At 62.7% G+C, this 26,335-nt stretch carries 26 protein-coding genes; 19 read left to right on the plus strand and 7 right to left on the minus strand.

The window, feature by feature from the left end; translation table 11 throughout:
- Positions 1-4: 4 nt before the first annotated feature.
- From ileS to AN189_RS07035, 3 genes are all read left to right on the plus strand, one after another.
- Positions 5-2,935, plus strand: coding sequence for an isoleucine--tRNA ligase (gene ileS / locus AN189_RS07025; RefSeq protein ID WP_056033318.1), 2,931 nt, complete (start codon positions 5-7; stop codon positions 2,933-2,935).
- A gap of 141 nt (positions 2,936-3,076) precedes the next feature.
- Positions 3,077-3,529 carry a PaaI family thioesterase gene (locus tag AN189_RS07030; RefSeq protein ID WP_056033121.1) on the plus strand — a complete coding sequence of 151 codons (453 nt, stop codon included), beginning with the start codon at positions 3,077-3,079 and terminating at the stop codon, positions 3,527-3,529.
- Positions 3,526-3,978, plus strand: coding sequence for a methylated-DNA--[protein]-cysteine S-methyltransferase (locus AN189_RS07035; RefSeq protein WP_083484291.1), 453 nt, complete (start codon positions 3,526-3,528; stop codon positions 3,976-3,978). The genes AN189_RS07030 and AN189_RS07035 overlap by 4 nt, the downstream gene beginning before the upstream one ends.
- Before the next feature lie 11 nt (positions 3,979-3,989).
- Here the strand turns inward: AN189_RS07035 and AN189_RS07040 are convergent, their stop codons facing one another.
- Positions 3,990-4,685: a phosphatidylcholine/phosphatidylserine synthase gene (locus AN189_RS07040; RefSeq protein ID WP_056033125.1), complete on the minus strand. Its 696-nt coding sequence runs from the start codon at positions 4,683-4,685 to the stop codon at positions 3,990-3,992.
- Between the two features lie 158 nt (positions 4,686-4,843).
- Between AN189_RS07040 and AN189_RS07045 the strand changes: the two genes are divergently transcribed.
- Both AN189_RS07045 and AN189_RS07050 read left to right on the plus strand, forming a co-directional pair.
- The gene (locus AN189_RS07045; RefSeq protein ID WP_056033128.1) at positions 4,844-5,458 is read left to right on the plus strand and encodes an isoprenylcysteine carboxylmethyltransferase family protein; all 615 of its coding nucleotides are present in this window, start codon (positions 4,844-4,846) and stop codon (positions 5,456-5,458) included.
- A gap of 98 nt (positions 5,459-5,556) precedes the next feature.
- On the plus strand, positions 5,557-6,096 hold the full coding sequence (locus AN189_RS07050; RefSeq protein WP_056033130.1) for a GNAT family N-acetyltransferase: 540 nt from the start codon (positions 5,557-5,559) through the stop codon (positions 6,094-6,096).
- A 7-nt stretch (positions 6,097-6,103) separates the two neighbouring features.
- Here AN189_RS07050 and AN189_RS07055 read toward each other — a convergent pair whose 3' ends face one another.
- Positions 6,104-7,018 (minus strand): tyrosine recombinase XerC, encoded by a 915-nt coding sequence (locus AN189_RS07055; RefSeq protein ID WP_056033133.1) that lies wholly within the window; start codon positions 7,016-7,018, stop codon positions 6,104-6,106.
- Positions 7,015-7,734 carry a DUF484 family protein gene (locus AN189_RS07060; RefSeq protein WP_056033136.1) on the minus strand — a complete coding sequence of 240 codons (720 nt, stop codon included), beginning with the start codon at positions 7,732-7,734 and terminating at the stop codon, positions 7,015-7,017. The genes AN189_RS07055 and AN189_RS07060 overlap by 4 nt, the downstream gene beginning before the upstream one ends.
- A gap of 462 nt (positions 7,735-8,196) precedes the next feature.
- On the opposite strand from AN189_RS07060, the gene AN189_RS07065 reads away from it, so the two are divergent.
- Entirely contained in the window at positions 8,197-10,389 is a 2,193-nt protein-coding gene (locus tag AN189_RS07065; RefSeq protein ID WP_056033140.1) for a primosomal protein N', read from the plus strand.
- 65 nt (positions 10,390-10,454) lie between these two features.
- Here AN189_RS07065 and AN189_RS07070 read toward each other — a convergent pair whose 3' ends face one another.
- Positions 10,455-11,510 carry a sodium-dependent bicarbonate transport family permease gene (locus AN189_RS07070; RefSeq protein ID WP_056033142.1) on the minus strand — a complete coding sequence of 352 codons (1,056 nt, stop codon included), beginning with the start codon at positions 11,508-11,510 and terminating at the stop codon, positions 10,455-10,457.
- A 96-nt stretch (positions 11,511-11,606) separates the two neighbouring features.
- Between AN189_RS07070 and AN189_RS07075 the strand changes: the two genes are divergently transcribed.
- The 5 genes from AN189_RS07075 to AN189_RS07095 all read left to right on the plus strand — a co-directional run bounded on the left by AN189_RS07075 (position 11,607) and on the right by AN189_RS07095 (position 15,921).
- Positions 11,607-12,473, plus strand: coding sequence for a LysR family transcriptional regulator (locus AN189_RS07075; protein ID WP_056033144.1), 867 nt, complete (start codon positions 11,607-11,609; stop codon positions 12,471-12,473).
- A gap of 41 nt (positions 12,474-12,514) precedes the next feature.
- The gene (locus AN189_RS07080; RefSeq protein ID WP_056033146.1) at positions 12,515-13,744 is read left to right on the plus strand and encodes an MFS transporter; all 1,230 of its coding nucleotides are present in this window, start codon (positions 12,515-12,517) and stop codon (positions 13,742-13,744) included.
- Positions 13,745-13,806: 62 nt separating this feature from the next.
- A complete protein-coding gene (gene msrA / locus AN189_RS07085) occupies positions 13,807-14,454 on the plus strand; it encodes a peptide-methionine (S)-S-oxide reductase MsrA (RefSeq protein WP_056033149.1) in 648 nt (215 codons plus the stop codon).
- A gap of 159 nt (positions 14,455-14,613) precedes the next feature.
- A complete protein-coding gene (locus AN189_RS07090) occupies positions 14,614-15,480 on the plus strand; it encodes a 50S ribosomal protein L11 methyltransferase (RefSeq protein ID WP_056033152.1) in 867 nt (288 codons plus the stop codon).
- Between the two features lie 96 nt (positions 15,481-15,576).
- Positions 15,577-15,921: a hypothetical protein gene (locus tag AN189_RS07095; protein WP_157057408.1), complete on the plus strand. Its 345-nt coding sequence runs from the start codon at positions 15,577-15,579 to the stop codon at positions 15,919-15,921.
- Between the two features lie 73 nt (positions 15,922-15,994).
- Here AN189_RS07095 and AN189_RS07100 read toward each other — a convergent pair whose 3' ends face one another.
- Positions 15,995-16,195, minus strand: a complete 201-nt coding sequence (locus AN189_RS07100) for a DUF1127 domain-containing protein (RefSeq protein ID WP_056033324.1) — start codon at positions 16,193-16,195, stop codon at positions 15,995-15,997.
- Between the two features lie 240 nt (positions 16,196-16,435).
- On the opposite strand from AN189_RS07100, the gene ruvC reads away from it, so the two are divergent.
- From ruvC to ybgC, 5 genes are read left to right on the plus strand one after another with little or no spacing between them, the layout of a single operon-like run.
- A complete protein-coding gene (gene ruvC, locus AN189_RS07105; RefSeq protein ID WP_056033328.1) occupies positions 16,436-16,942 on the plus strand; it encodes a crossover junction endodeoxyribonuclease RuvC in 507 nt (168 codons plus the stop codon).
- Complete coding sequence (ruvA, locus tag AN189_RS07110; protein ID WP_056033158.1) at positions 16,939-17,598, plus strand: Holliday junction branch migration protein RuvA; 660 nt, start codon at positions 16,939-16,941, stop codon at positions 17,596-17,598. Before ruvC ends, ruvA begins: the two co-directional genes overlap by 4 nt.
- 9 nt (positions 17,599-17,607) lie before the next feature.
- The gene (gene ruvB / locus AN189_RS07115; protein WP_056033160.1) at positions 17,608-18,627 is read left to right on the plus strand and encodes a Holliday junction branch migration DNA helicase RuvB; all 1,020 of its coding nucleotides are present in this window, start codon (positions 17,608-17,610) and stop codon (positions 18,625-18,627) included.
- 54 nt (positions 18,628-18,681) lie between these two features.
- Positions 18,682-19,299, plus strand: coding sequence for a hypothetical protein (locus AN189_RS07120; RefSeq protein ID WP_056033163.1), 618 nt, complete (start codon positions 18,682-18,684; stop codon positions 19,297-19,299).
- Entirely contained in the window at positions 19,296-19,691 is a 396-nt protein-coding gene (gene ybgC / locus AN189_RS07125; RefSeq protein ID WP_056033165.1) for a tol-pal system-associated acyl-CoA thioesterase, read from the plus strand. Before AN189_RS07120 ends, ybgC begins: the two co-directional genes overlap by 4 nt.
- Here ybgC and AN189_RS07130 read toward each other — a convergent pair.
- Together AN189_RS07130 and AN189_RS07135 are read right to left on the minus strand one after the other, a co-directional pair.
- Positions 19,670-20,344, minus strand: a complete 675-nt coding sequence (locus AN189_RS07130) for a DUF998 domain-containing protein (RefSeq protein ID WP_056033168.1) — start codon at positions 20,342-20,344, stop codon at positions 19,670-19,672. The two genes, ybgC and AN189_RS07130, sit on opposite strands and share 22 nt — an antisense overlap.
- Positions 20,345-20,446: 102 nt before the next feature.
- Positions 20,447-22,654: an NADP-dependent isocitrate dehydrogenase gene (locus tag AN189_RS07135; protein WP_056033171.1), complete on the minus strand. Its 2,208-nt coding sequence runs from the start codon at positions 22,652-22,654 to the stop codon at positions 20,447-20,449.
- 183 nt (positions 22,655-22,837) lie between these two features.
- On the opposite strand from AN189_RS07135, the gene AN189_RS07140 reads away from it, so the two are divergent.
- From AN189_RS07140 to AN189_RS19475, 3 genes are all read left to right on the plus strand, one after another.
- Positions 22,838-23,980 (plus strand): DNA cytosine methyltransferase, encoded by a 1,143-nt coding sequence (locus tag AN189_RS07140; protein ID WP_056033173.1) that lies wholly within the window; start codon positions 22,838-22,840, stop codon positions 23,978-23,980.
- Positions 23,977-24,714, plus strand: coding sequence for a GIY-YIG nuclease family protein (locus tag AN189_RS07145; protein ID WP_253279570.1), 738 nt, complete (start codon positions 23,977-23,979; stop codon positions 24,712-24,714). The genes AN189_RS07140 and AN189_RS07145 overlap by 4 nt, the downstream gene beginning before the upstream one ends.
- A gap of 712 nt (positions 24,715-25,426) precedes the next feature.
- Positions 25,427-26,335: Ig-like domain-containing protein (locus tag AN189_RS19475; protein WP_253279571.1), on the plus strand; the 909-nt coding region annotated here is incomplete at its 3' end.

The following is a 26,335-nucleotide window of genomic DNA, read 5'->3' on the forward strand; positions in this document are numbered from 1 at the left end:
CATCATGTGCGCCGACACGCCCCAGACCTCTGACTACAAAAGCACGCTGAACCTGCCCCGCACGGATTTTCCGATGCGCGCGGGCCTGCCACAGCGCGAGCCCGACTGGCTTGCGCGCTGGGCGCGGATCGGCGTCTATGACCGCCTGCGCGAGAAGCAGGGCCGCACGCCCTTTACCCTGCATGACGGTCCGCCTTATGCGAACGGCAATCTGCATATCGGTCACGCGCTGAACAAGACTCTCAAGGATATGGTTGTGCGCAGCCAGCAGATGATGGGTCGCGATGCGCGTTATATCCCCGGCTGGGACTGCCATGGCCTGCCGATCGAATGGAAGATCGAGGAGCAGTATCGCCAGAAAGGCCGCGACAAGGACGACGTCCCGATCAACGAATTCCGCAAGGAATGCCGTGATTTCGCCGCCGGCTGGATCGATATCCAGCGCGAAGAGTTCAAGCGGTTGGGCATCACCGGCAACTGGGCCGATCCGTACCTGACGATGGATTTCCACGCCGAGCGTGTGATCGCCGCTGAATTCCAGACCTTCTTGATGAACGGCACATTGTATCAAGGGTCAAAGCCCGTGATGTGGTCCCCCGTGGAAAAGACTGCGCTGGCCGAGGCCGAGGTCGAATATCAGGACAAGGAAAGCTTTACCGTCTGGGTGAAATTCCCCGTCCGCGACACGGACAACGACGCGTTGCGCGGTGCCTCTGTCGTGATCTGGACAACCACGCCCTGGACCATGCCGTCGAACAAGGCGGTCGTCTATTCCTCGGATATTTCTTACGGCGTCTACGAGGTCACGGACGCGCCAGAGGACAATTGGGTCACCAAGGGCGAGCGGTTCGTGCTGGCTGACAGACTGGCCGAGGGTGTTTTCGCCAAGGCGCGGATCACGGAATTCACCCGTGTGTCGGACGCTGGCGATTTGTCGGGCACATCGTTGTCACATCCCCTGGCCGGGGCCGAGGGTGGCGAGGGCGAATGGGACCAGCCACGTGATTTCCGCGCGGCCGATTTCGTCACCGACGACGAAGGCACAGGCTTTGTGCACTGCGCCCCATCCCACGGGATGGAGGAATTCGAGCTATACCGTGATCTGGGGATGCTGGAACAGGTCATCACCTACAACGTGACCGAGGATGGCACCTATCGCGCTGATCTGCCGTTCTTTGGTGGCAAGGCGATCCTGCGCACCAAGGCCAACAAGAAGAACAAGGCGAACCCCTGGGAAGGCGATGCCAATACCGCCGTCATGGCCAAGCTGGCAGAGGTTGGCGGTCTGTTCGCGCGCGGTGTGATCAAGCACAGCTATCCGCATTCCTGGCGGTCCAAGGCGCCGATCATCTACCGCAACACGCCACAGTGGTTCGCTGCCATCGACCGCGCGGTGGGCGACGGTCAGGACGACATGGGGACCACGATCCGCGAGCGCGCGCTGCGTTCCATCGATGAGTTGGTGACATGGACCCCGCAGCGCGGACGTAACCGCCTGCATGCCATGGTCACGCAGCGTCCCGACTGGGTGCTGTCACGCCAGCGTGCCTGGGGCGTGCCGCTGACCTGTTTCGTCAAACGTGGTGCGTTGCCCACGGACCCTGATTTCCTGCTGCGCAACGATGCAGTCAACGCCCGCATCCTGGATGCGTTCGAGGCCGAGGGCGCCGATGCCTGGTACGCCGACGGTGCCAAGGCGCGGTTCCTGGGGGATGACGCAAACCCTGACGACTACGATCAGGTGTTCGATGTGCTGGATGTCTGGTTCGATTCCGGGTCGACCCATGCATTCGTGCTGCGCGACCGGGCGGATGGTTCCGAGGACGGGATGGCTGACCTCTACCTCGAAGGCACGGACCAGCACCGTGGCTGGTTCCAGTCGTCCCTGCTGCAAAGCTGCGGCACCAAAGGGCATGCGCCCTATCGCGGTGTGCTGACCCACGGTTTCACGCTGGACGAAAAGGGCATGAAGATGTCCAAATCGGTGGGCAATACCGTGGCCCCAGAACAGATCATCCAGCAATACGGCGCGGATATCCTGCGCCTGTGGGTGGCGTCCTCTGATTATACCAACGACCTGCGGATCGGTGACCAGATCCTCAAGGGGGTCGCCGACAGCTATCGTCGTCTGCGCAACACGCTGCGGTTCATGCTGGGATCGCTCGCCGATGTAACGGCGGCGGATCATGTGGATGCGGCCGACATGCCGGAACTGGAACGGTTGATCCTGCACAAGCTCGCCGTGCTGGACCAGAACGTGCGGGCAGGCTACGCCGCCTATGATTTCCAGGGCGTGCTGCGCGCGATCTTCGACTTCACGACTCTGGATTTGTCGGCGTTCTACTTCGACGTGCGCAAGGATGCGCTCTATTGCGACGGCGACACGCTGGAACGGCGTGCGGCCCGCACCGTGCTGGGGCTGCTGCATGCGCGGCTGACGACATGGCTGGCCCCGATCCTGTGCTTTACCATGGAAGAAGTCTGGCTGGAGGCGCATCCGGGCGACGACAGCTCTGTGCACCTGCAGGATTTCCCGCACACGCCGCAGGCGTGGCGTGACGATGCGCTGGCCGCGCGTTTCGACCAGATCCGCGCCGTGCGCCGTGTGGTGACGGGGGCGCTGGAACAGAAACGGATCGACAAGGAAATTGGATCGTCACTCGAGGCTGCGCCGATTGTTTATCTGTCGCCTGAATATGCAGCCGTCATCCACGATGCGCAGGCCTTTGCGACGCTTTGCATCACGTCGCATGTGCAGCTGACAACCGATCCGGCACCCGATGACGCATTCCGCTCCGAGGATGTGGCAGGCGTTGCCGTGCGGGTCCTGCGCGCAGAAGGATCGAAATGCCAGCGGTGCTGGAAGATCGAACCGGATGTTGGCCAGCACAGCCATGCGGATGTCTGTGGCCGCTGCGAAGACGCGCTGTCCTGACCCTTCTTCTGGTCAAAAATATCCCTGGGGGTCCGGGGGCAAAGCCCCCGGCGGATCGGCTGGCGCAGCCAGTCGATCCACACCGGGTGTTGTTTTGCGCCAGGCACGATAACATGGTCCCTGTTCATCAAGGGGACAGCCATGCCGGACCACATTCACCCTGACACCATCGCGCGCATGACCGCCGCATTCGCCAGACAAGGTATCATGCAGACTCTCGGCGTCACGATCGCCGAGGTGACGGCCGGACGGGTGACGCTGACCCTGCCGTTCCGGACCGATCTGACCCAGCATCACGGATTTCTGCATGCGGGGGTCGTTACGACGGTCATGGACAGTGCCGCGGGCTTTGCTGCCTTTACCCTGATGGACGATGCGGCAGAGGTGCTGACAGCGGAATTCAAGGCGAGTTTTCTCAACCCTGCACGCGGGGACCACTTCCGCATGGTTGGCGAGGTCGTGAAATCGGGACGCACGCTCAGCTTTGCCGAGGCGCGCGCCTATGCGGTGACAGGCGATGGCGAAGTGCTGATAGCCACCCTGACGGCGACCATGATGGCGGTGCGCAACCCGGCACTGCGACAGGGCGCGTGACTGCCGTTTTGTATCACGGTCCCTTGGGGCCGATTGGTGCCTGTGCTGCCGATGCGGGGATCACCCATCTTGTCTGGGGTGCTGGTACGCTGGCGTCCGGTCCGTTGGCCGATCAGTTGCGTGCGGAATTGGCGGCCTATTTCGCGGGGCATTTGCAGTGTTTCAGCGTCCCGCTTTCACCCGGGGGAACGGTGTTTCAGCAGGCTTTCCGGGCCGCCTTGCTGGCTATTCCGTCTGGACAGACCCGCACCTACGGAGAACTGGCGCGTGACCTTGGTGTCAGTGCGCAGGCGGTGGGGCAGGCGTGCGGTGCGAACCCGGTGCCGATCCTCATTCCCTGTCACCGTGTGTTGGGGGCTGGCGGATTGGGCGGATTTTCAGGTCCACGCGGGATCGAGGACAAGGTCGCGCTGTTGCGGCACGAGGGGGCGGCGGGACTGCTGATCTGAACGCTGGCGCGTCAGCCTTCGGGGCCGTAGATGATCTGCTGCACGGCCCCGGCCAGCGTCAGGTAGACGCTGGTGATCACGAGGCCCACGTCGACGAAAAACGGATCGTCGAATGCGACCCAGGCGGCCCAACCGGCGAATATGACCCAGGCCAGCGACATGGGCAGCGTGATGTTGCGCCAGCGCATGGTCCGGGTGGGATGCACGAATTTCACCGGCACGAACATCGTGACGGCCAGCAGGAACACGATTCCAAGGCAGACCCACCAAGGCGGCGTCAGCGCGAACAGCACCAGCACCAGCATGTTCCAGCATCCCGGAAACCCGCGAAAACTGTAGTCCGTTGTTTTCATGCGCGTATCCGAAAAATACAGCGCCGAGGTATAGGTGATGACGATGATCGCCACCCAGCCCGACCAACCGTCCATCAGGCCCGATCCGTACAACGCATAGGCCGGTATAAAGACATAGGTCAGATAGTCGATGATCAGGTCCAGCAACACGCCGTCGAACTGCGGTGCATGGGTGTGTACGTCGTAGCGCCGCGCCAGTGGGCCGTCGATCCCGTCCACGCCAAAGGCCACCACCAGCCAGACGAACATCATCGACCATTCCTGCTGCACGGCCTCGAGCATCGCCAGCATGGCCAGAACGGCCCCTGTCGCGGTCAAGAGATGGACGCTCAGCGCTTTGTTGGCAGCAGACATGGATGGCCTTTCGTATCGGTTTGATCCTCAGCATGTCGCGTTGCGACACGGAACACCAGTACACAAGCGGTGATTGACGCGGGGTGCATAAAATGAGTGACGGCCTGCCAGCAGAGGCGTAGTGAGGGGGGGCCTGAACCAAATGACGGAATCATTCCATGTCCGCTGTTATCAAACCTGCCGACCAACGCAAACGCATCTGGCTGCTGCGCGGTCTGGGATTGCTTCTTGTGCCGCTGGTGCTGTTTACGACCTCGGCCTGGGGCGACGAAAGCATTATGGCCGAAGTGCTGGAACCGCTTGGCGCGCTGGTGGTCATCGCGGGCGTGTTGGGCCGGTTCTGGGCCATGCTCTATATCGGCGGGCGCAAAAACGGGATGGTGATGCAGGACGGCCCCTATTCGATGTGCCGCCACCCGCTGTATCTGTTTTCGACCATCGCCGCGACCGGTCTGGGCATCATGCTGGGGTCCATCGTGCTGGCCGTCATGATCGGTGGGTTGACCTACGTTGTGTTGATGCAGACCGCCCAAAAGGAAGAAGAGTTCCTGCGTGCGGCATTCCCGGACACCTATGCCGCCTATGCTGAACGTGTGCCGCTGATCGTGCCTGATCTGTCGTTGTTTTCCACACCCGAAGAGGTGACGTTTTTCGTGTCCAACATGCGCACCAACATGGCGGATGCGCTGGTTTTCCTCGCCTTCATACCCCTGGCCGAAGCCATTGGCGGATTCCACGAGATTTTGGGCTGGTCCGCGCTGGCGATCTACTGAAGGATTTCGGGCCGGGCTGGTTCACCTCGTTTGCATGGACCACACGCGATAGCGTTGCTATTCCAGCAGTGTGGAACCTCTTTGACGATGGTGGGCCTGTGGAATTTCATTTGGGACATCCGGGGCGTGCGCAGGAGATCCGTGATCTGTTTGCCGCGACGTTTGCTGCATCAGAAGGTGCAGACGAAGGCGCGTTGATCGGGGCATTCGTTGCCCGGATGATGCGTGAAACAGCTGACGCGGACCTCTTTGTCTGGTCTGCCTGTGATGACGGGGAGCTGCTGGGTTGCATCTTTTTGTCCCGGTTGACCTACCCGCAGGACGACCGGACGGCATTCATCCTGTCCCCTGTTGCGGTGAGAACCGACCTGCAAGGGCGGAGTATCGGGCAAAAGCTGATTGCCCACGGTCTGGACGATCTGCGCCGGAGGGGCGTCGATTTTATGATGACTTACGGTGACCCGAATTACTATGTCAAAACGGGTTTTACGCCGATCACCGAAGATTTTGCAAAAGCACCGCTGCCGCTGAGTTTTCCTGAAGGATGGTTGGGGCAGTCGCTGACGGTTGCGGATCAAAAACCCCTTGTGGGTCCGTCCAGCTGCGTGGCGGCGCTGAATAACCCGGACCTATGGTAGCGCCGCATCAGGCACGTGGGTGGGCGGCGTCGTAGACTTCCATCAGGCGCACGGAATCAACTGACGTATAGGCCTGTGTTGTCGACAGGCTGGCATGGCCCAAGAGTTCCTGAATCGTGCGCAGATCGCCACCTGCGGTCAGCAGGTGGGTGGCAAAGCTGTGGCGCAGCGCATGCGGTGTGGCGCTGGCGGGCAGGCCCAGTTGCAGGCGCGACACCTCCATCACCTTTTGCACGGCGCGCGGGTTCAGCGGACCGCCACGGATGCCACGAAACAGCGGCGCATTGCCGGTCAGGTCATGTGGGCACAGGCGGGCATAGGCATCGACGGCGGTGCGGGCAGCGGGGATCACGGGCACGATCCGTTCCTTGCCGCCCTTGCCCTTGATCCGCAGGATGTCGGGCAGTGGCAAATCGCGTCCGGTGAGGCTCAGCGCCTCTGATATGCGCAACCCGCATCCATAAAGGACGGTCACGACCGCCACGTCGCGGGCGGCGACCCAAGGTTCTGCCGCCTGACATTCGACCCGGTCGATCATCGCGCGGGCCGCGTCGATTTCCAGCGGGCGTGGCAGCTTTTTCGTGAATTTCGGGGCGCGGATGGACAGCACGGCCGTAGGTTCGAACCCTTCGCGGTCCGAGAGCCAGCGGTAGAATGTCTTTACCGCCGACAAGCTGCGCGCAAGACTGCGTGCACCCACACCGCGTCCGCGTTCGTGGGCCATCCAGGCGCGCATGTCGCCGGTCGTGATCCGGGCGATGGGGCCCAGACCCACCTGATCGCCGTGGTGGGTCTGCATGAATGCCAGAAATCCCAGCACATCACCGCGGTAGGCTGTAATCGTGTTTTCAGATGCGCCGTTCAGCGCCCGGCAGTGGTCCAGCCATCCCGCAAGCGCGTGGGTCAGCTGGGGGGCGATCATGCCGCCCCCTGTTCCAGCCAGCGTTTCAGCGTCCTTTCGAACACCCCGCCAAAGAACGTCAGCAGGTCCGGACCCTGTTGCGGCGTGAACAGATGCGGGTCCTCTGATCCCATGACCAGCATGCCGGGCAGGCGACCGGTGCCAAGGTCCAGTTTCAGGCAGGCCTCTGACCGGATGTATTCGGCGGCTTCGCCGTAAACGTCGGCCCCGTGGTCCTGCACCTGCCGCAAGGTGACCGTGCGCACGGGAATGTCGCGGCCACGGGTGATATAGGCGTCGCAATAGCCCTGTTCGCCGACCGACAGAATGCCCGAAAGCGTCTTGATCGCGGGATCATCCGGGCTGGCTTGCGTTTCCAGCACCAACCGCATGGCGTCGACGCGCATGGTATCAGCGACATCGCCTGCAAGGTCCGCAAGAAAGGTCTCGAACTTTGACGCTTCCATCAGGCGCAGCACGGCACGGTGCACCTGATTGGTTCCGGCCAGGTTGTCGTAGGCGGCAGCAATGACGGACCGGTGGGTGTCCTCCAGCCGGTCAAGACGCGCCTCGAGCCGTTCCATCGCGATACCGCGCAGATCGACGATATTGCTGCCCATGGTTTTTTCGTTCGCGGCCACCAGGGCGCGCATGATGTCGTGATCCTCCAGCACAAGCTGTGGATCGGACAGGATTCGGTCCCGGATGGGACCGGAAATCTGGGGCTGACTGCTCATGTCACCTTCTTTTTGACGGTGTTATTTTGTCCGACCCTAGCAGATGATGCGCTGCGACGGACAGGAAAAATGCGGGCAGTTCGGCAGATGATGCGCGCAGGTGACAGGGCCGCCTCGTTTTTAGTCAAGGCCGCGATCTGTGCTGCATAAAGTGAAGGCGTTTTGCCACGGTCGGCAAATATCGCCGATCAGCGCAAGACTGGGATTGCGTCGGAGGCCGTCACGTTTCATGGAAAAGGAGAGTGGATGATCAACCCTCATGGCGCGTCCTGTGATCAGGGCGCGCCGCCCCTTTTTCCGGCACCCGCGATCGCAATACCCCGAAAATCAACCGTTTTGCCGCCCCTTGGGCAGGCAGTGGCGTATCCTGCGGGTCCGAATCACAGGTCGGACATCTGCGGATGCAGGTTGGCGGCGCGCGGTTTAGGCATTAGCTAGGTCACTCTGACGGCAAAGGTCACCATGACACCCTCTCATTTCCACGAAGGCCAGTTGATCGGCGTGCTGACGGCACAGCCATTGGGCCGTGTGCTGGATTACAAGGCACCGGAGGGTGGCTGTTTTTTAGGCGCTTTCGTCGAGGTGCCCCTAGGCCCACGCAAGGTGTTGGGCGTGGTCTGGCAGGCGGGCGCGGGTGATTACGACTATGCCAAGGTGCGGTCGGTGATCCGCGTGCTGGACGTGGCCCCGATGCGCGACGAGATGCGCAGTTTCCTGACGCGGGCGGCGGATTACACGCTGACGCCGCTGGATCAGATGCTGCGGCTGGCAACCCGTGCGCCGGGCCTGGGTGATGCACCGGGCATGCGCAAGGTCTACCGCCTGGGCAATGCGGAGCCCACGCGACTGACCGATGCCCGCACCCGCGTGATCGAAGTGCTGCGCGATTATGGCGGGTTGTCGTTCACCGGCAAGGAATTGGCCGATATGGCGGGCGTCGGCACGTCGGTCGTCAAGGGGCTGGCAAAGCAAGGCGTCGTGCGTGAAGAGGACGCGCCCCGCGATATGCCCTATCCACTGCTGGCTGCCGATTATGGCGGCAAGACGCTGACCGAGGATCAAGAGGCGGGTGCTGCCGTCCTGCGCGAAGGGATCAAGGCGCAGACCTATGGCACGACCTTGCTGAAGGGTGTCACCGGATCGGGCAAGACCGAAGTTTACCTGGAGGCCGTGGCCGAATGTCTGCGGCAGGGGCGGCAGGCGCTGGTGTTGCTGCCCGAAATCGCGCTGACGGGTGAATTTCTGGACCGGGTCGAGGCGCGGTTCGGTGCGCGTCCGGCGGAATGGCATTCGGGTGTGACGCAGACGGAGCGTCGCCGCGTCTGGCGGATGATCGGGCAGGGCGATGCGCAGATGGTCGTGGGCGCGCGGTCGGCGCTGTTCCTGCCCTACCAGAACCTGGGGCTGATCGTCGTCGATGAGGAACACGACACCTCATACAAACAAGAGGATGGCGTGCTGTATAACGCCCGCGACATGGCGGTGTTGCGGGCCGCAGGGGTGGGCGCGCAGGTTGTGCTGGCCTCTGCCACGCCAAGCCTCGAGAGCTGGGCCAATGTCGAGGCGGGCAAATACCGGCGGCTGAACCTGACGTCGCGATTCGGTGATGCGGTGATGCCGACCATGCGCGCCATCGACATGCGGGCCGAGGATCTGCCGGGCGGCAAATGGGTGTCCCCCAGCCTGCGGGTGGCTATTCAGGACCGCATCGACAAGGGCGAACAATCGCTGATTTTCCTCAACCGGCGCGGCTATGCGCCGGTGACGCTGTGTCGGGCCTGCGGGCATCAGATCGGTTGTGACCATTGCGATGCGCGGATGGTCGAACATCGTTTCCTGAAACGCCTGATGTGCCACCAATGCGGCGAGACGAAGCCGATGCCGACCGTTTGCCCCCATTGCGCGGCCGAGGATCGTCTGTCCGCCGTCGGCCCCGGCGTGGAACGCATGGGCGAAGAGGTGACAGAGCTGTTTCCGGACGCGCGTGTGGTGGTGCTGTCATCCGACCTGTACGGATCGGCGCGCGCGATGAAGGCGCATATCGCCGAAATCGCGGCAGGCGGGGCAGATATCATCATCGGCACGCAGCTGGTGGCCAAGGGGCATAATTTTCCCAACCTCACGCTGGTGGGTGTGATCGACGCGGATCTGGGTCTGCAGGGGTCCGATTTGCGCGCCGCAGAACGCACGTTCCAGCTGATGCGGCAGGTGGCGGGCCGGGCGGGCCGCGCGGAAAAACCCGGTGAGGCGCTGTTGCAGACCTATCAGCCGGAACATGCGGTCATTCAGGCCACGATTGCGGGCGACGAAGAGGCGTTCTGGTCCGCCGAGGCGGCAGAGCGCAAGGCGGCGGGCGTGCCGCCCTATGGTCGCATGGCGGGCATCGTGCTGTCGTCCACCAATGTGCAAGAGGTGTTTGATCTGGGCACGGCGATGGCTCGGCAGGATGCACCATTGCGCCGGATCGGGGCGCAGGTCTTTGGCCCCGCGCCTGCGCCGATTGCCCGGATCAGAGGGCGACACCGCGTGCGCCTGCTGGTCAAGGCGGAAAAGGGCGCGCCGCTGCAACAGGCGCTGGCCGACTGGGCGGCGCAGTTCAAACTGCGTGGCGAGCTGCGCATGGCCATCGATATCGACCCGCAAAGTTTCTACTGACCCGCCGCCGGTCGCCGCTGTTCGCCCCGCGGGCGGGGCAAAGGCGCCCCGCCCGCCAGCCCGTCTCAGATCAGCGCCTCGGCCAGGGCGACAAACAGCGGAATGCTGAGGATTGCGACGGGTGTCCCCAGCCCGGTCGACGTGCCGAGGTAGGCTGATGCGTTCGCCTCTGGCAGGGCGGCCCGGATCGTGGGCGGGCCGGAGATGTCCGAACTGGACGCTGCCATGACCGACAGCAGCACCACGCCGCCTGCACTGAAGCCTGTCAGTTCATGTGCCACAAGGCCAACCCCGAACCCGATGAGGCCGTGAATGAAGGGGGCGGTCACACCATAGAGGATATAGGTATGGGCGACCTTGCGCAGTTCCGACAGCCGCGACCAGGCCTCCATCCCCATGATGAGCATCAGGATCGACAAGAGACCCTTGAACAGAGGTTCGTAAAAGCTGTGATAGACGGTTTCAGGCTGTGCAAATGCCCCCAGGACAAGGCCCGCGATCAAGGCCGAGATGGCGGGGCTTTGAAAGGTATCGACGAGGATGTCGCGAACCATGCCGCTGTTGGTGCCTGCGTTGCCCGGCTTGGCGGTTGGTCCGCCCGCGATCACACCTGCCCCGCCGCTGACGGTGACAGCCCGCCTTGCGGCCGCGAGTTTCGCCATGGTGATCGCGGTCACGAGGGCTGCGATATCCATGAACGGATAGAGCGCCCCGATGAAGCCTTCGTAGGCTATGCCGTTGTCGTCGAGGACCGCCATGCCCGCCGCCAGCGTCGAGGCTGAGACGGCCCCGAACAGCCCTGCTGTTGCCAGCCCGTCGACCTGCGATACCCCCCGGTGACGCGCCAGCGTGACGCTGCCGATCAGCACGATGACGATGCCGACCGCCGCAGCCCCGAGGGCAGGCACGATCAGGTCAACCAGGTTTGCGCTGCGGATCGAGATGCCCGCACCCATCCCGACCTTGAGCAGCAGCAAGATCACGATGAACTTGTACACCGGTTCGGGGATTTCAAAGCGGCTGCCGAGCGCCGCGAGCATCATGCCCGCGATCAGAAACGAAAGGGTCGGTTGCTGGAACTGGTCGAGGATCGTCGTGCCGATCATGATGATGGTGTCCATGGCGCTCTCCTTGTTTGGCTGTGGGGGGGGATTACGGCGCTGAAACGATAAATAAAAATATAGATTTTCGACCTATTCGTTCTGTATAAAAGAACAATGGAGCGTTTGAACTATCATCATCTGCGATATTTCCGTGAGGTCGCTGTCACGGGGCATCTGGGGCAGGCTGCGGACCGTCTGAATGTGGCGCAATCGGCGCTGTCATCGCAGATCAGGCAGCTGGAGGACCGTTTGGGGCTGGCCCTGTTCGACCGGGTGGGGCGCAGCCTTGTGCTGACCGAGGCAGGGCGCATCGCGTTGGACCACGCCGACCGGATCTTTGGCGCGGGGGATGAACTGCTGGCGGTTCTGCGCCAGACCAGTGATGCGCGCCCACCGCTGCGGGTAGGGGCGCAATCCACGTTGTCGCGCAATTTCCAGCTGCAATTCCTGGCCCCGCTACTGGGGGATGCCGGACGATCCTTCACCCTGAAATCAGGTGGTCAGGGCAGCTTGCTGGATGATCTTGCGGGGTTGGCGCTGGACGTGGTGTTGACCACCCAGGTGCCAAGTGCAGCGGGATTTGCAGCACAGCGTATCGCCGAACAACCTGTGTTGCTGCATGGCCAGCCTGCGTGGATGGATCATGGGTCGTTGGCCGGCCTGCTGGCGCATGCGCCCATGATCCTGCCCACAGAAAGCGTGATCCGTGCGGGTTTCGAAAACCTGTGCGCGCGTCTGGGGGTCACGCCGCAGATCGCCGCACTGGTGGACGACATGGCCATGGTGCGCCTGCTGGCGCGCGAAGGCGTGGGTGTCGCCGTTGCCCCATCGGTCGTCGTGGCGGACGAAATCGCGGGCGGCACGCTGATGACCGCGCCATTCGACCTTGGCATCATCGAGCCTTTTTTCGCCGTGACGCTGCCGCGCAAGTTTCCGCATCCCGATCTGGCGGATTTGCTGGCGGTGCATCACGCGGGTTGATCCCTCTCGCCAATCCGTTCGGGCGGGGTTAGATCTGCGGCATGCGTATTGTCAAACTGACCGATGCCCGCACGTTGCCGTTCTGGCGCAGGCCCTTTTTCCTCTTGTTCCTGATGGCCATGGCCATGCCGGTCGCGTTTTCGACATGGTCGGCGCTGCTGAACAATTTCGTGGTCGAGGTGGCGGGCTTTGACGGCGCGGATATCGGGCTGCTGCATACGGTGCGTGAAATACCGGGATTTTTCGCCATTGGTGTGATCGCGCTGATCATGGTGATGCGCGAACAGGTGTTGGGTCTGGTTGCCTTGCTGTTGCTGGGGGTGTCGACGGCGGTCACGGCCTGGTTCCCGCAGATGGGCGGCATCCTGACGATCACGATGCTGTCCAGCATCGGGTTTCATTACTTTGAGACGGTGAACCAGTCGCTGCAACTGCAATGGATCGACAAGGCGCGTGCGCCGCAGATGCTGGGCTGGATCATGGCGGCGGGGTCGGGGGCGACGCTGGTGGCCTATGTGGCGATCGTGATGACCTGGCAGACGCTGGGGCTGTCTTACAATTTCGTATACCTGGTGTCGGGTGGGTTCTGTGCGGCGGTCGCGGTGTTCGCGCTGTTTGCCTATCCGCAGTTCGAGGCCCCGCATCCGCAGCTGAAAACCTTTGTCCTGCGCAAACGCTACTGGCTGTATTACGCGTTGCAGTTCATGGCCGGTGCGCGGCGGCAGATCTTTGTCGTCTTTGCAGGATTCATGATGGTCGAACGGTTCGGGTTCGACGTGCATCATGTCACGTCGCTGTTTCTGATCACGCTGGTGGTCAACATGCTGATCGCACCGCTGTTGGGGCGGATCGTGGCGGTGTTCGGTGAACAGCGCGCGCTGTTGTTCGAATACATTGGCCTTGTCTGCGTGTTCCTGGCCTATGGCGGGGTCTATTTCTTTGGCTGGGGCGTGGCTGTGGCGGCGTCTCTCTATGTCATCGACCACATCTTTTTCGGGTTGGCGCTGGCGTTGAAGACCTATTTCCAGAAAATCGCGGACCCTGCGGATATCGCGCCGACGGCGGCTGTGGCGTTCACGATCAATCATATCGCGGCCGTGTTCCTGCCGGTGCTGCTGGGGCTTTTGTGGCTGGTGTCGCCGGGTGCGGTGTTCGGTCTGGCAGCGGGTATGGCGGGCGTATCGGTCTGTCTGGCGCTACTGATCCCGCGCCATCCGGTGCCGGGACACGAGACGCGGCTGGTGGGTTTTGCTGCGCCGCAGGCGGGCTGACGCATCTGGAAAAGATGACGATCGTCCCTATATTCAGGGTATCCCAAACAGGAGATTCACACATGTTTTTCATGTCCCGCGCCAAGTCCGAAATGGTCAGCCCCGAAAACGCCCTGCCGGGGCGCGATCAGCCGATCCCGACAGAAACGACCCATCACGTGCTGGGCACCGACATCAAGGATGTGCCCGCCGGCATGGACATCGCCGTGTTCGGCATGGGGTGTTTCTGGGGAGTGGAGCGCATGTTCTGGAAACTGGACGGCGTCTATTCCACCTCTGTCGGCTATGCCGGGGGCTATACCCCGAATGCCACCTACGAAGAGGTGTGCAGTGGCAAGACCGGCCACAACGAGGTCGTGCGCGTGGTCTACGACCCCGGCAAGATCAGCTATGAGGATCTGTTGCAGGTATTCTGGGAAGGTCATGATCCGACCCAGGGCATGCGTCAGGGCAACGATGCTGGCACGCAATACCGGTCCGGCATTTATGTTGCGAATGCCGATCAGCGTGCCGCGGCAGAACGGACCAAGGCGGATTTCCAGCCGCGTCTGACGCAGGCAGGCTATGGCCAGATCACGACCGAGATCGTGGATATGCCGGAATTCTATTTTGCCGAAGGTTACCACCAGCAGTATCTGTCCAAGAACCCGAACGGCTATTGCGGGATCGGCGGCACCGGGGTGACCTGCCCGATTGGCACTGCGGCCTGACACTGATCTCAATGGCGAAACGGCTGAACACCGGGTGCTGCGGCATCCGGTGTTTTTGCATCGGGCGTGGCGATCGCACGGCCTTCTGGCTGGATCTGACGTTCAGACACTGGCGATCCGTGGCCAACCGCGCTAGCGATACCGCAAAGGAGACCCGCGATGACAACCTGGACCGCATTGACCACCACAAACGGCCGCGCGCCGGCCGAAGATCTGGCCGAACGGCTGGAACACCTTGACCCCGAGGCTACAGGCATCGGTGTGTTCGAGGTCGAGGATGGATCGGGCCTGTTCGAGGTGGCCGCCTATTTCACCGACCCGCCGGACGCGGTGCAACTGGCTGTGCTGGCCAAAATTGCGGGGGCTGCGGATTTCAACATCTCTGAAGTGCCGGACGAGGATTGGGTGGCCAAGGTGCGCCGCGATCTGCCGCCCGTCGCGGCTGGCCGTTTTTTCGTCTATGGTAGCCACGATGCGGACAAGGTGCCCGATGACAAGATCGCGCTGCTGATCGAGGCGGCGATGGCATTCGGCACCGGGCATCATGGCACGACGCTGGGGTGTCTGCTGGCCTTTGACAGATTGGTCGACCAGGGTTTTGTGCCGCAGAATGCGGTAGATATCGGCGCGGGCACGGCCGTGCTGGCGATGGCTGCGGCCCACATCAGCCCCAACCGGGTGATCGCCACGGATATTGACCCGACTGCCGTCGAAGTGAGCATCGCCAACACGGTCGCAAACGGTCTGAAAGGACGTATCGACAGCATTGTTGCCGCTGGTTTCGATGCGCCAGCGCTGGATGAGGCAGCCCCGTTCGATCTGGTCTTTGCCAACATCCTGAAGGGCCCGTTGGTGGCGATGGCCCCTGCGATGTTCCGCGCGACTGCGCCGGGTGGCTATGCCATATTGTCAGGAATCCTGAATGAACAGGCCGACAGTGTCGCGGCCGTTTATGTCGGCTCTGGATACAATGAGGTGCAAAGGGACAGCATTGGTGACTGGACGACGATAACGCTCTGCAAATAAGGCGGAAAAACGGCTTATTTGGGCGTTTCTCTTGCCCGTTTCATGGCGCGGGGGCTAAGGTGTCCGCGACCGGGTGGGGATCTGGGGATTAGTGCAATGAGTATGTCAAAAGGCGGCCTTGGCCGCAGCCAAGGCGTTATATACACCAGCCGTCGCCGGTTGAGCCACGGCAAGACGTTTACGATCGACGACAACAATCTGATTGTCGCGCAACCCATCGGGTATCGCCCTGCGTTCCCGTGGCGCGGTGTGATGATCATCCTTGTATGCTGTTTCAGCATGAAGGCATTCGTCATGGGAATCATGAGCGAGGCTGACTATGCCGCGCGGTTGGAGCAGTTGAACGAGGGTGTTCGGCTGGAACGGGTCGCGGCGTGGGTGATGCAGCCCGATCCCGTGTCTGGTGCGATTGCCGGATTCTGGGCACCGTCCCGGCACTGAAGCAAAAGAGCCTGCCCGCCAGCAAGATGTGACGCGACCGTGTCGGGCATGGTCGCGTCGTTTTTATGTCCGCTTAGCGGTAGGTGCCGCGGGCAACGGCGTCGATGTCGGCGCGGGTCAGGCCCAGGTCATCCAGCTCTCTTGCGGTCAGGCCCGACAGGGCCTTGCGGGTAACGCGGGCGTCATTCCATGCAGCGATTGCGGAAAACATCGTGCCGACAAAGCGCAGTGATCGCGGCAGGTTAAAGGTGCGGGAGTTTGAAATTACGGCCATTGGATCGTCCTGTGGGGTTTTTGCGCTGCACGCGTGGGCAGCGGTGAATATCATGATTGCCACGTAATTGGGCGGTGTATGAATCAGAACCCCCGATTTTCGCATGGCCCATATGCAAAAAACGCCTGGTGCTCGCGGCGGCGCAGGCTGGGGCGCGCCGCTGCGGCGCTGATCTTGCTTGGTGTTTGTTCCCGCTTTGTGCTAGCCCTGTGGCCAAAGAAAACAAAAGGGGGCGTGGGCATGCGGGTTTTGGGCGTCGATCCGGGGTTGCGGAACATGGGCTGGGGCATCGTCGATGTCGCCGGCAGTCGCATCACGCATGTGGCCAACGGGGTCTGTCACGGCACCGGCACCGATCTGGCAGACCGTCTGCTGGCGCTGCATCTGGCGCTGACGCAGGTGATTGCGGATTACGCCCCCGATCAGGCCGCGATCGAACAGACGTTCGTGAACAAGGACGCGGTCGGTACCCTGAAACTGGGGCAGGCGCGGGGGATCGCACTGCTGGTCGTCGCACAGGCCGGGATCAAGGCGGGGGAATATGCGCCCAATGCCGTGAAAAAGGCCGTCGTCGGTGTGGGTCACGCGGCCAAGGCGCAGATCGACCACATGGTGCGATTGCAACTGCCCGGCGTGCAATTGGCCGGGCCTGATGCGGCGGATGCGCTGGCCATCGCGATCACCCATGCGCATCATCTGCAATCGGCGGGCCATCTGTCCCGCGCCATCGCAAAGGCGGCATCATGATCGGTAAAATCTCGGGCCGGATCGACTATCGGGGGACGGATCACGTGCTGATCGACGTGCGCGGCGTGGGCTATGTGGTCTATGTCAGCGACCGGGTGATGGCAAGCCTGCCCGGCAACGGCGAGGCGGTGGCGCTGTATACCGACCTGCTGGTGCGCGAGGATATTTTGCAACTTTTTGGGTTCACCACCTTGGTGGAAAAGGAATGGCACCGGCTGTTGACGTCGGTGCAGGGGATCGGGGCCAAGGCGTCGCTGTCGATCCTGGGGGCCCTGGGCGCAGAGGGCGTCAGCAAGGCCATCGCACTGGGCGACTGGAACGCGCTGGCCAAGGCCAAGGGCGTGGGGCCCAAGACCGCGCAGCGCGTCGCCAACGAATTAAAGGACAAGGCCCCCGCCGTCATGGCAATGGGAGGCGGTGCAGCGGCCGTGCCGGATGATGACACCGTGATCGAGGCGGACGCACCCGCCGCGAGGCGCAAAACGCCAAGCGCACCGCGCCAGAACCCTGCACAAGCCGAGGCGCTGTCGGCCTTGGTCAACCTGGGCTATGCGCCCGGCGACGCGGCAGGTGCGGTCATGGAGGTCATCACACCGGACATGCCGACCGGCGAGGTGATCCGCGCCGCCTTGAAGCTGTTGGCCCCAAAGGGATAGGGGTAGGGCATGGATACTCCTGACCCACTCATGCGGCCAGAACCGCTGCCCGAAGACGGCGACCGTGCACTGCGCCCGCAGACGCTGGATGCCTTTATCGGTCAGGCCGAGGCGCGGTCGAACCTCAAGGTCTTTATCGAGAGCGCGCGGATGCGCGGCGAGGCGATGGACCACGTGCTGTTTCACGGCCCGCCGGGGTTGGGCAAGACGACGCTGGCGCAGATCATGGCGCGCGAGCTGGGGGTGGGATTCCGCATGACCTCTGGCCCGGTGCTGGCCAAGGCGGGTGATCTGGCGGCGATCCTGACGAACCTCGAACCCAAGGACGTGCTGTTCATCGACGAAATTCACCGCCTGAACCCCGCTGTGGAAGAGGTGCTCTATCCGGCGCTGGAAGATTTCGCTCTGGATCTGGTGATCGGCGAGGGGCCTGCCGCGCGGACCGTGCGGATTGATCTGCAGCCCTTTACGCTGGTCGGGGCGACCACGCGCATGGGCCTGCTGACGACACCGCTGCGGGACCGGTTCGGCATTCCGGTGCGGCTGGAATTCTATTCGGTCGCGGAATTGGACGAGATCGTCACCCGCGGCGCGCGCCTGATGGGCGCACCTGCAACGCCGGATGGTGCCCGCGAGATCGCGCGCCGTGCGCGCGGCACACCCCGGATCGCGGGACGGCTGCTGCGCCGGGTCGTGGATTTTGCCCTGGTCGAAGGCGACGGGACGGTCGAAAAGGGGATCGCGGATCGTGCGCTGACCCGCATGGGTGTCGATGATCTGGGATTGGACAACGCCGACCGTCGTTACCTGCGGCTGATCGCCGAAAGCTATGGCGGCGGGCCGGTGGGTGTAGAGACACTCTCGGCGGCCCTGTCGGAAAGCCGCGACAGCCTGGAGGATGTGATCGAACCCTACCTGTTGCAGCAGGGTCTGATCCAGCGCACCCCGCGTGGGCGGATGCTGGCGCAGGCGGCGTGGCGGCACCTTGGTCTGGACGCGCCCAAGGGGCAGGTGGATTTGTTCGGTTGAACGGGTGGGTGCCTCCGGCGGGAGTATTTTTGGCAAGATGATACGAGGCGTGCGATGAACGATCTGGCTGGCTATTTTACGCGCAGCGACGGGACCTATCTGTGCGCGCGCTGGGGGCGACCCATCGTGCCGGTCGTGTTCGGTGTCGATGATGCGACCCTGTCGGTGTTCAAGGGGGCGTTCGAGGCGATCGTGGCTTTGGCCGGTCACAAGATGGCGGAAACGGACGGCGAGCTCGGCGCGAACCTGATGGTATTTTTCTGCCGCGACTGGCACGAGTTGTCGGAGGTGCCGCATCTGGACCGTCTGGTGCCGGAACTGGATGCCCTAATCGCGCGGTTGCAGGCGGCGGGGGCCAATCAGTACCGGATTTTCCGGTTCGATCCTGACGGTGCGGTCAAGGCGACCTTTGTTTTTCTGCGGATGGACCAGCATCTGGAGGCGGTGCCCGCGGATACGCTGGCGCTGAGCCAGGCGGTGCAGACGATCCTGTTGTGGTCGGACACCGCGTTCATGGATGCGTCGCCATTGGCCATTCTGGACGGTGCGGCGGTGATCCGGCCCGAGGTGGCACAGGTGATCCGGGCGGCCTATGATCCGGTGATGCCCGTGGTGGCCCATGATCCGGCGCATGCGCTGCGGTTGGCGGCACGGGTGGGAAAGATGCAATGACCCATCAGTTACCTGTCCGCGTCTATTACGAAGACACCGATATGGGCGGCATCGTCTATTACGCCAACTACCTCAAATACATCGAGCGTGCGCGGTCCGAGATGGTCGAGGATTTGGGCATGAACCAGATCGCGATGCGCGATGCGGGGATCGTGTTCGTGGTCACCCGCGTGGTGGCGGACTACGTCAGCCCGGCGCGGCTCGATGACCGTCTGACGGTTGTGACAACGCATCACGCGCAAAGCCCTGTCCGCTGGGTGTTCGACCAGGAGGTGCGGCGCGGCGACGATCTGCTGTTTCGCGCCGAGGTCACGGCGGTCTGCATGACGCTGGACGGCAAACCGACCCGTTTGCCTCGGGCGCTGCGGGATCAGGTTTCGGCCAAGCGGTGACTGCGGTCGTAGCCGCGTCGAAACAGAACCGTGGCCAGTGGCAGGGTCCAGAGATACGTGCCGGCGAATGCGATTTTTTCAAAGATCCCGTCGATGCTGTCCGGGGTCAGTTTGAACGCTGCTGCAAAGACGAACCAGACGAGCCCGGCCGCGACGAAAGACCACCGCAGGCTGCGATGCTGCTCACCAATGGCTGTCGCCATGAACAGCGGCCCCACCAGAAAAAGCGGCGCCAGTATGAAGCTGAGCTGGGTGTGCACGGCCATGCCGTCACCCTCGGCGGTGCGGCCAAAGGCATCCCATAGTCCCAGCATGACCACGACCAGTGCTGCCAGTGACAGGGCAAGGATGCCCAGTGACCAACCGGTCCGCCCCAGGTGGGCGTGGGCCGCACCGATGGCCAGCGCCATCAGGCCCGCCGCGGCGGCATAGAACCCGAAATCCATGATGAAACGGTCCGGCCCGCGCGCGAGATCGGAAATGGAATCTGCGATGAAATCGTGATCGCCAGCCGCGATGTCCGCCCAGACGATGGTAAAGAGGGGGAGGATGCTGCCAATAAGGCCGACACACCCGCAGACCATTAGCAGTTCCGGGCGTTCACGGGCGACGATCTGGCCGCTGGCGTCGTGGTCTCTGTCAGTCCGGTCCATGATCGCGGCCTCCCTCTTGCGAGGATAACGGTCGCGTGAGGCAATGGTTCCGCGCACGCACGTGATAGGCCCCGCCGGATGATGCCGGCGGGGCCTGTCGTATCAGCCGATGATCGCGTTCAGCGCCGCAGAGGGACGCATGACGGCCGCGGTCTTGGCCGGATCGGTGTGGTAGTAGCCGCCGATGTCGGCGGGCTGTCCCTGGGCTGCGGCGAGATCAGCGGTGATCTGTGCCTCGGCATCCGCCAGCGCCTGCGCGATGGGGGCAAAGGTGGCGGCCAGTTCCACGTCGTCTGTCTGTGCCGCCAGCCCCTGCGCCCAATACAGCGCAAAGTAGTAGTGGCTGTCGCGGTTGTCGGGCTGGCCGACCTTGCGGCCTGGCGATTTGTCGTGGTCCAGAATGCCCTGGGTTGCGGCATCGACGGCGCGGCCCAGCACCATGGCTTTGGGGTTGTTTTTGACCTGAGCGAGGAATTTCAGGCTTTCGCCAAGGGCGCAGAATTCACCCAGGCTGTCCCAGCGCAGGTGGTTTTCCTCGACCAGCTGCTGGACGTGCTTGGGTGCTGAACCACCGGCACCGGTCTCGAACAGGCCGCCACCCTGCATCAGTTTGACGATGGACAGCATTTTGGCGGATGTGCCCAGCTCGAGGATCGGGAACAGGTCGGTCAGATAGTCCCGCAGCACGTTTCCGGTCACGGCGATGGAATTCTCGCCCTTGCGGATGGTGTCGAAGGACAGCGCCGTCGCCTCGCGCGGGGCCAGGATCTGGAATTTGTCCGCCACACCGGCCTTGTCCAGCAGGGGACGGACGTATTTCAGCAGTTCGGCGTCGTGGGCGCGGTTTTCGTCCAGCCAGAACACGGCCTGACAGTTTTCCAGCGCCTGACGGTCGATGGCCAGCTGGACCCAATCCTCGATCGGGGCCTGACGGGTCGAGGCAGAGCGCCAGATATCGCCTGCTTCGACTGCGTGTTCGTGCAGGATATCGCCGTTGTCCAGCACCATGCGCACGGTGCCTGCGGCGGGGATTTCGAACGTGGTGGGATGGCTGCCGTATTCCTCGGCCTTTTGCGCCATCAGTCCGACGTTCTGCACGGTGCCCGCGGTGGCAGGGTCCAGCGCGCCGTTGGCGATGCAGTTTTTCACGGCCTCGTCATAGACCGCGGCATAAGAGCTGTCGGGGATGACGCAGTTGGTGTCGGCCTCCTGGCCATCGGGGCCCCAGCCCTTGCCGCCCGCACGGATCAGCGCGGGCATGGAGGCGTCGATGATGACGTCGGACGGCACATGCAGATTCGTGATCCCCTTGTCGGAATTCACCATGTACATGGGGGGCTGGTCGTCCATGACCGCGTCGATGGCGGCTTGGATTTCGGCCCCCTTGGGCGAGGTTGCGATCGTGGACAGAACACCGCCCAGACCGGAATTCGGGTTCACACCCATGGCCGCCAGGTCGTCGGCGTATGTGTCGAACACGGGTTTCAGGAACGCCTTGACCGCGTGACCGAAAATGATCGGGTCGGACACCTTCATCATGGTGGCCTTGAGGTGGATCGAAAACAGCGTGCCGGCCTCCTTGGTCGCGGCGATCTGTTCGAGCAGGAAGGCCCCCAGCGCACGTGCCGACATGAATGTCGCATCGACGACGGTGCCTGCGGGGTAGCTGACCGCGTCCTTGAGGACCGTCACCGTGCCGTCCAGGGCGACGTGTTCAATCCGGGCGGTGGCGGCCTGCGCCAGCGTCGCGGATTTTTCGTTGGACCGGAAATCGTTGGCGTCCATCGTGGACACGGTGGTTTTGCTGTCGGCGGACCATGCGCCCATGCGGTGCGGGTTGGCCTGCGCATAGTTCTTCACGGCGACCGCCGCGCGGCGGTCAGAATTGCCCTCGCGCAGGACCGGGTTCACGGCAGAGCCCTTGATCGTGTCGTATTTCGCACGGATCGCCTTTTCGGCGTCGTTGGCAGGGGATTCAGGGTAGTCGGGCAGCGCGTAGCCTTGCGCCTGCAATTCCTTGACGGCGGCGACCAACTGCGGGACAGAGGCCGACACGTTGGGCAGTTTGATGACGTTGGCACCCGGCGTTTTGACCAGCTCGCCCAGAAAGGCCAGGTCGTCGGACTGACGCTGGGCCTCGGTCAGATGTTCGGGGAATGTCGCGATGATGCGTCCGGCCAGCGAGATATCGCGCGTGCCGACGGTGACGCCTGCCTCTGCCGCGAACCGCTGGATGATCGGCAAAAAGGATGCCGAGGCCAGTTCTGGGGCTTCGTCGACCTTGGTGTAAACGATATCGGGGTTGTCCATCGGGATCTTCCTTGCTGTTCTGCGTTGAGATTGCTTTATCCAACGCGGGCAGGCCGGTCCACCCAAACACGCGGGCCAATCGTGGCAGAGCCCTGTTGTTCCGTTTTCGTTCCTGATGTATGCGGTTGATGTTGGATATGGCCGGGACCGCTGCCATATTGGGTGCAAGAGCCCGGAGGAACGATGCAGCACAGCTATTACGATTTCTTTGCCGGTGGCGGCATGGCGGGATTCGGTTTGGGGTCCGATTGGCGCTGCCTGTTCGCCAATGACATCGATGCGAAAAAGGCTGCCAGCTACCGTGCCAACCATGCGGGTGATGCGCTGTTGCTGCGTGATGTGGCACAGGTGACGCTGGACGATCTGCCGGGCGCTGCGGATCTGGTCTGGGCGTCCTTTCCCTGTCAGGATTTGTCGCTGGCGGGCAATGGTGCGGGACTTGCGGGCAAACGCAGCGGGATGTTCCGACCGTTCTGGCAGTTGATGCGCGATCTGCACGCGGATGGGCGCGGGCCCCGGATGATCGCGCTGGAAAACGTCTATGGTGCGATCACCAGCAACGGCGGCCGCGATTTTGCGACGCTGGCGGCGGCGTTTTCCGGGCTGGGCTATCGGTTTGGTGCTGTGGTCGTGGATGCGGTGCATTTCCTGCCGCAGTCGCGCCCCCGGTTTTTCATGGTCGGCGTGCGCGGTGATCTGACGATCCCCGATGCACTGCTCAGCACGGGGCCAAGCACGCTGTGGCATCCGCCCGCGTTGGTCGAGGGATGCCGTCTGCTGTCGCAGGCAGCCGCGGGGCGCTGGCAATGGTGGAACCTGCCGACGCCGCCCGCGCGCACCATCGCCCTGTCGGACCTGATCGAGGATCAGCCGACCGGCGTGGCTTGGCACTCTGCCGCGGAAACGCAGAAACTGCTGGACATGATGACCGACCACAACAGGGCCAAGGTGTCAGCGGCACAGGCAACGGGCGAACGGATCGTCGGCACGATCTACCGGCGCACGCGCGCCGATGCGGACGGCGTGAAACGTCAGCGGGCAGAGGTGCGGTTCGACCAGATCGCAGGCTGTCTGCGGACCCCCGCGGGCGGGTCCAGCCGCCAGACCATCATGCTGGTGCAGGGGGCGCACGTCCGGTCGCGCCTGTTGTCCACCCGCGAGGCTGCGGCGCTGATGGGGCTGCCTGCCGATTACATCCTGCCCGCACGTTACAACGACGCCTATCGGCTGGCGGGTGACGGCGTTGCGGTGCCTGTGGTCCGTCATCTGGCCCAGTCCCTGTTCACGCCAGTCCTGCGGGCGAACCGGTTGGCGCTGGTGGCATGAGCCTGTTTGACGGCGTCATGATGGGGCGCAACCCCGATGACACCAACTATCCACCCTTTGAAACCGAGGATCTGCGCAAGAACCTCGCCACTTTTCTGTCGCAGGGATTCCAGGACCCCGTGACCGATCGGTTACGGTCGATCGGCAGTTTCAAATGGGGGGTCTATGCATTTTACGACTATGACGGTGAACCGATCTACGTGGGTCAGACCAAGGAAAAGGTCAGCACCCGCATCCGCCGTCATCTGACCAACCAGCGCACCGATGCGGTTGCAATGTCGGTGCTGGACCCCTTCGAGGTCTATGCGGTCGAGGTCTGGCCCTTGCCGCAGTTCCAGAAAACCGGGGCAGGGGACACCGCCGCGCGGGCGCATCTGGATGCGCTTGAAAACCTTGTCTACCAGCAGGCCATCGCCGAAAGCGTCTTTGGCGCGGTTCTCAATGAAAAAGACCCGCCGCCGCCCACTTTCAGCGTGACCAAACCTGCGTCATTTCGTGGTCTACTTGTCTCTGATGCGGTGCATCGCATCCGGTCGCACCCTGATTTTCGTATCGCGCGCCGCGCCCTGATCCTGTCGCGGTTGGCGCAGGTCATTTCCGAACGCAAGGTGCAGGGCGGTCTGCGCCGTGTTCTGCTGACGCAGGCGAAACGGCTGCAATGGTTGGCGGACCGCCGCTATGGCGCATTGGGTGGTGCCGAGAGCGTCCTGTCAGACGGTGACGACGACGATTGACAGCCTGTCCGCGCCTCGGCGCGTGCTGCAATGCCCCCCATCTGATGGTGAAGACTTGGCCTTGTCGTGCATGAAATTGGCCTGGCCATCCTGGTGCGCATCAACGCGCCTCGTTGTTTCAAGAGGAGTTTCGTGCCGCGCCGCAGGTCTTGGCACGACCCGCCAGACCTTGATCTGTCGCCTGCCGTCGGGGTGGGGGCAGACGACCTGAGCGTTGCCTGCGCTACGATCGCATTTGGCAGGTTTCTGATCTGCCGCGTCCATGCCCAGACGTGCCACGCAACTCAGGGTTTAGATTGCGGGGGAGGTATTCTGACCGCCATGAATTGGAATTGAATAACCTTGATTTTATTGTGGAATTCCCGGGTTTTTCATTGCGCAATTTACCGGGCATGTTCTGTCGGTGATTTTGATCCGGCTTCACACTGCGCGATGCCGATAGATTCGCATCGCCACTGCCGTGGTAGTTTGCCCGTCAAAATGTGGCGAAATCTGGGCGAAAACGGTCATATATGGCTGTTTTTCTCACTTTGCGGCCATAGTCCTGTCCCATTTCGCGCGGCGCTCCTATCCGAATGGATAGGTCTGTAACTATTTCGACTCAATTCGCGGCTTCGTGGCCTGTTGGGGTGAATTTTTTCTTTACTTGCATTTTTGTGGTGGCGATAGAGTCAGCAGGGGAGCCGGGTTTTTGCTTGGCTGTTGATCAAACTTGGCCGCTGACCTGGCCTGCAAGAGTTTAAGGGTAAAAATGATGACCAATAACTGGTATGCTGCAAGTGCTCGTCCCGCGGGTTTGACCGAAGAAGAGATTTTGCGGATCCCGCACGACGCGACCGGTAATATTGTTGTTGCCGAGCAGATCGACTTTATCGAACTCTGCATGGACCTGAGCGAGGTCAAAACAGGCGTGCGCGAGGGTGATGATCTTGTCCTCGTCCTCGAGTCCGGCGAATTTATCCGACTGGTCGGTTACTTTGCGCAGGTCGATGGCCTCCCCCCGATCAATTTCGAAGACTGCGGTGCCCTTGCGATCGGAAATATTGGCCTGATTTCCGGTCTCGGTCTTCTTGCGCTGCTGGCTGGTGGCTCGGATGCGGCGCCCCTCGAGGAACTGCCGCCCGTCACGCTGGCCTACCAGCTTGTCAATGACGATGGCACCTTGACCGTCGGCGGTGTGGCTGCCCCGAATGCCACCGTGACCGTGACTTTCCCCAATGGTGAAAAGGTCGTTGTCACGGCGGACAGCAACGGAAACTACGAGGCGACCTCGACAACGCCCCAGCCTTCGGGTGAAGTGACTGCGTCGCAGGTCGCCCCCGATGGCCGCACGTCCGCGCCGGCCGAAGACATCCTTGAGCCGTCCCCGCCCACCATCGTGGCCGGTGAGGGCAACGATGACGGTACGCTGACGGTGACCGGCGTGGCCGAGCCGGGCGCCACCGTGACCGTGACCATGCCCTCGGGCGAGACGGTCGTGGTCAAGGCCGATCGCAACGGCAACTACGAGGCGACGTCTTCCGGTCCGGAACCCGACGGCGAAGTGACCGCAACTCAGGTCACCGCCGCGGGGCGCGGGCCAACGGCTGCGGCCAAGGATACATATACCGATACGACACTG

The organism is Loktanella sp. 3ANDIMAR09 (assembly GCF_001420005.1).
Classification (GTDB): Bacteria; Pseudomonadota; Alphaproteobacteria; order Rhodobacterales; family Rhodobacteraceae; genus Loktanella.

Bases quoted from the DNA above. Each gene is read 5' to 3' on its own strand.
- ileS (WP_056033318.1), top strand. From the start codon at position 5: ATGTGCGCCGACACGCCCCAGACCTCTGACTACAAAAGCACGCTGAAC.
- AN189_RS07030 (WP_056033121.1), top strand. From the start codon at position 3,077: ATGCCGGACCACATTCACCCTGACACCATCGCGCGCATGACCGCCGCA.
- AN189_RS07040 (WP_056033125.1), bottom strand. From the start codon at position 4,685: ATGTCTGCTGCCAACAAAGCGCTGAGCGTCCATCTCTTGACCGCGACA.
- AN189_RS07045 (WP_056033128.1), top strand. From the start codon at position 4,844: ATGTCCGCTGTTATCAAACCTGCCGACCAACGCAAACGCATCTGGCTG.
- AN189_RS07055 (WP_056033133.1), bottom strand. From the start codon at position 7,018: ATGATCGCCCCCCAGCTGACCCACGCGCTTGCGGGATGGCTGGACCAC.
- AN189_RS07060 (WP_056033136.1), bottom strand. From the start codon at position 7,734: ATGAGCAGTCAGCCCCAGATTTCCGGTCCCATCCGGGACCGAATCCTG.
- AN189_RS07065 (WP_056033140.1), top strand. From the start codon at position 8,197: ATGACACCCTCTCATTTCCACGAAGGCCAGTTGATCGGCGTGCTGACG.
- AN189_RS07070 (WP_056033142.1), bottom strand. From the start codon at position 11,510: ATGGACACCATCATCATGATCGGCACGACGATCCTCGACCAGTTCCAG.
- AN189_RS07075 (WP_056033144.1), top strand. From the start codon at position 11,607: ATGGAGCGTTTGAACTATCATCATCTGCGATATTTCCGTGAGGTCGCT.
- AN189_RS07080 (WP_056033146.1), top strand. From the start codon at position 12,515: ATGCGTATTGTCAAACTGACCGATGCCCGCACGTTGCCGTTCTGGCGC.
- msrA (WP_056033149.1), top strand. From the start codon at position 13,807: ATGTTTTTCATGTCCCGCGCCAAGTCCGAAATGGTCAGCCCCGAAAAC.
- AN189_RS07090 (WP_056033152.1), top strand. From the start codon at position 14,614: ATGACAACCTGGACCGCATTGACCACCACAAACGGCCGCGCGCCGGCC.
- AN189_RS07095 (WP_157057408.1), top strand. From the start codon at position 15,577: ATGAGTATGTCAAAAGGCGGCCTTGGCCGCAGCCAAGGCGTTATATAC.
- AN189_RS07100 (WP_056033324.1), bottom strand. From the start codon at position 16,195: ATGGCCGTAATTTCAAACTCCCGCACCTTTAACCTGCCGCGATCACTG.
- ruvC (WP_056033328.1), top strand. From the start codon at position 16,436: ATGCGGGTTTTGGGCGTCGATCCGGGGTTGCGGAACATGGGCTGGGGC.
- ruvA (WP_056033158.1), top strand. From the start codon at position 16,939: ATGATCGGTAAAATCTCGGGCCGGATCGACTATCGGGGGACGGATCAC.
- ruvB (WP_056033160.1), top strand. From the start codon at position 17,608: ATGGATACTCCTGACCCACTCATGCGGCCAGAACCGCTGCCCGAAGAC.
- AN189_RS07120 (WP_056033163.1), top strand. From the start codon at position 18,682: ATGAACGATCTGGCTGGCTATTTTACGCGCAGCGACGGGACCTATCTG.
- ybgC (WP_056033165.1), top strand. From the start codon at position 19,296: ATGACCCATCAGTTACCTGTCCGCGTCTATTACGAAGACACCGATATG.
- AN189_RS07130 (WP_056033168.1), bottom strand. From the start codon at position 20,344: ATGGACCGGACTGACAGAGACCACGACGCCAGCGGCCAGATCGTCGCC.
- AN189_RS07135 (WP_056033171.1), bottom strand. From the start codon at position 22,654: ATGGACAACCCCGATATCGTTTACACCAAGGTCGACGAAGCCCCAGAA.
- AN189_RS07140 (WP_056033173.1), top strand. From the start codon at position 22,838: ATGCAGCACAGCTATTACGATTTCTTTGCCGGTGGCGGCATGGCGGGA.
- AN189_RS07145 (WP_253279570.1), top strand. From the start codon at position 23,977: ATGAGCCTGTTTGACGGCGTCATGATGGGGCGCAACCCCGATGACACC.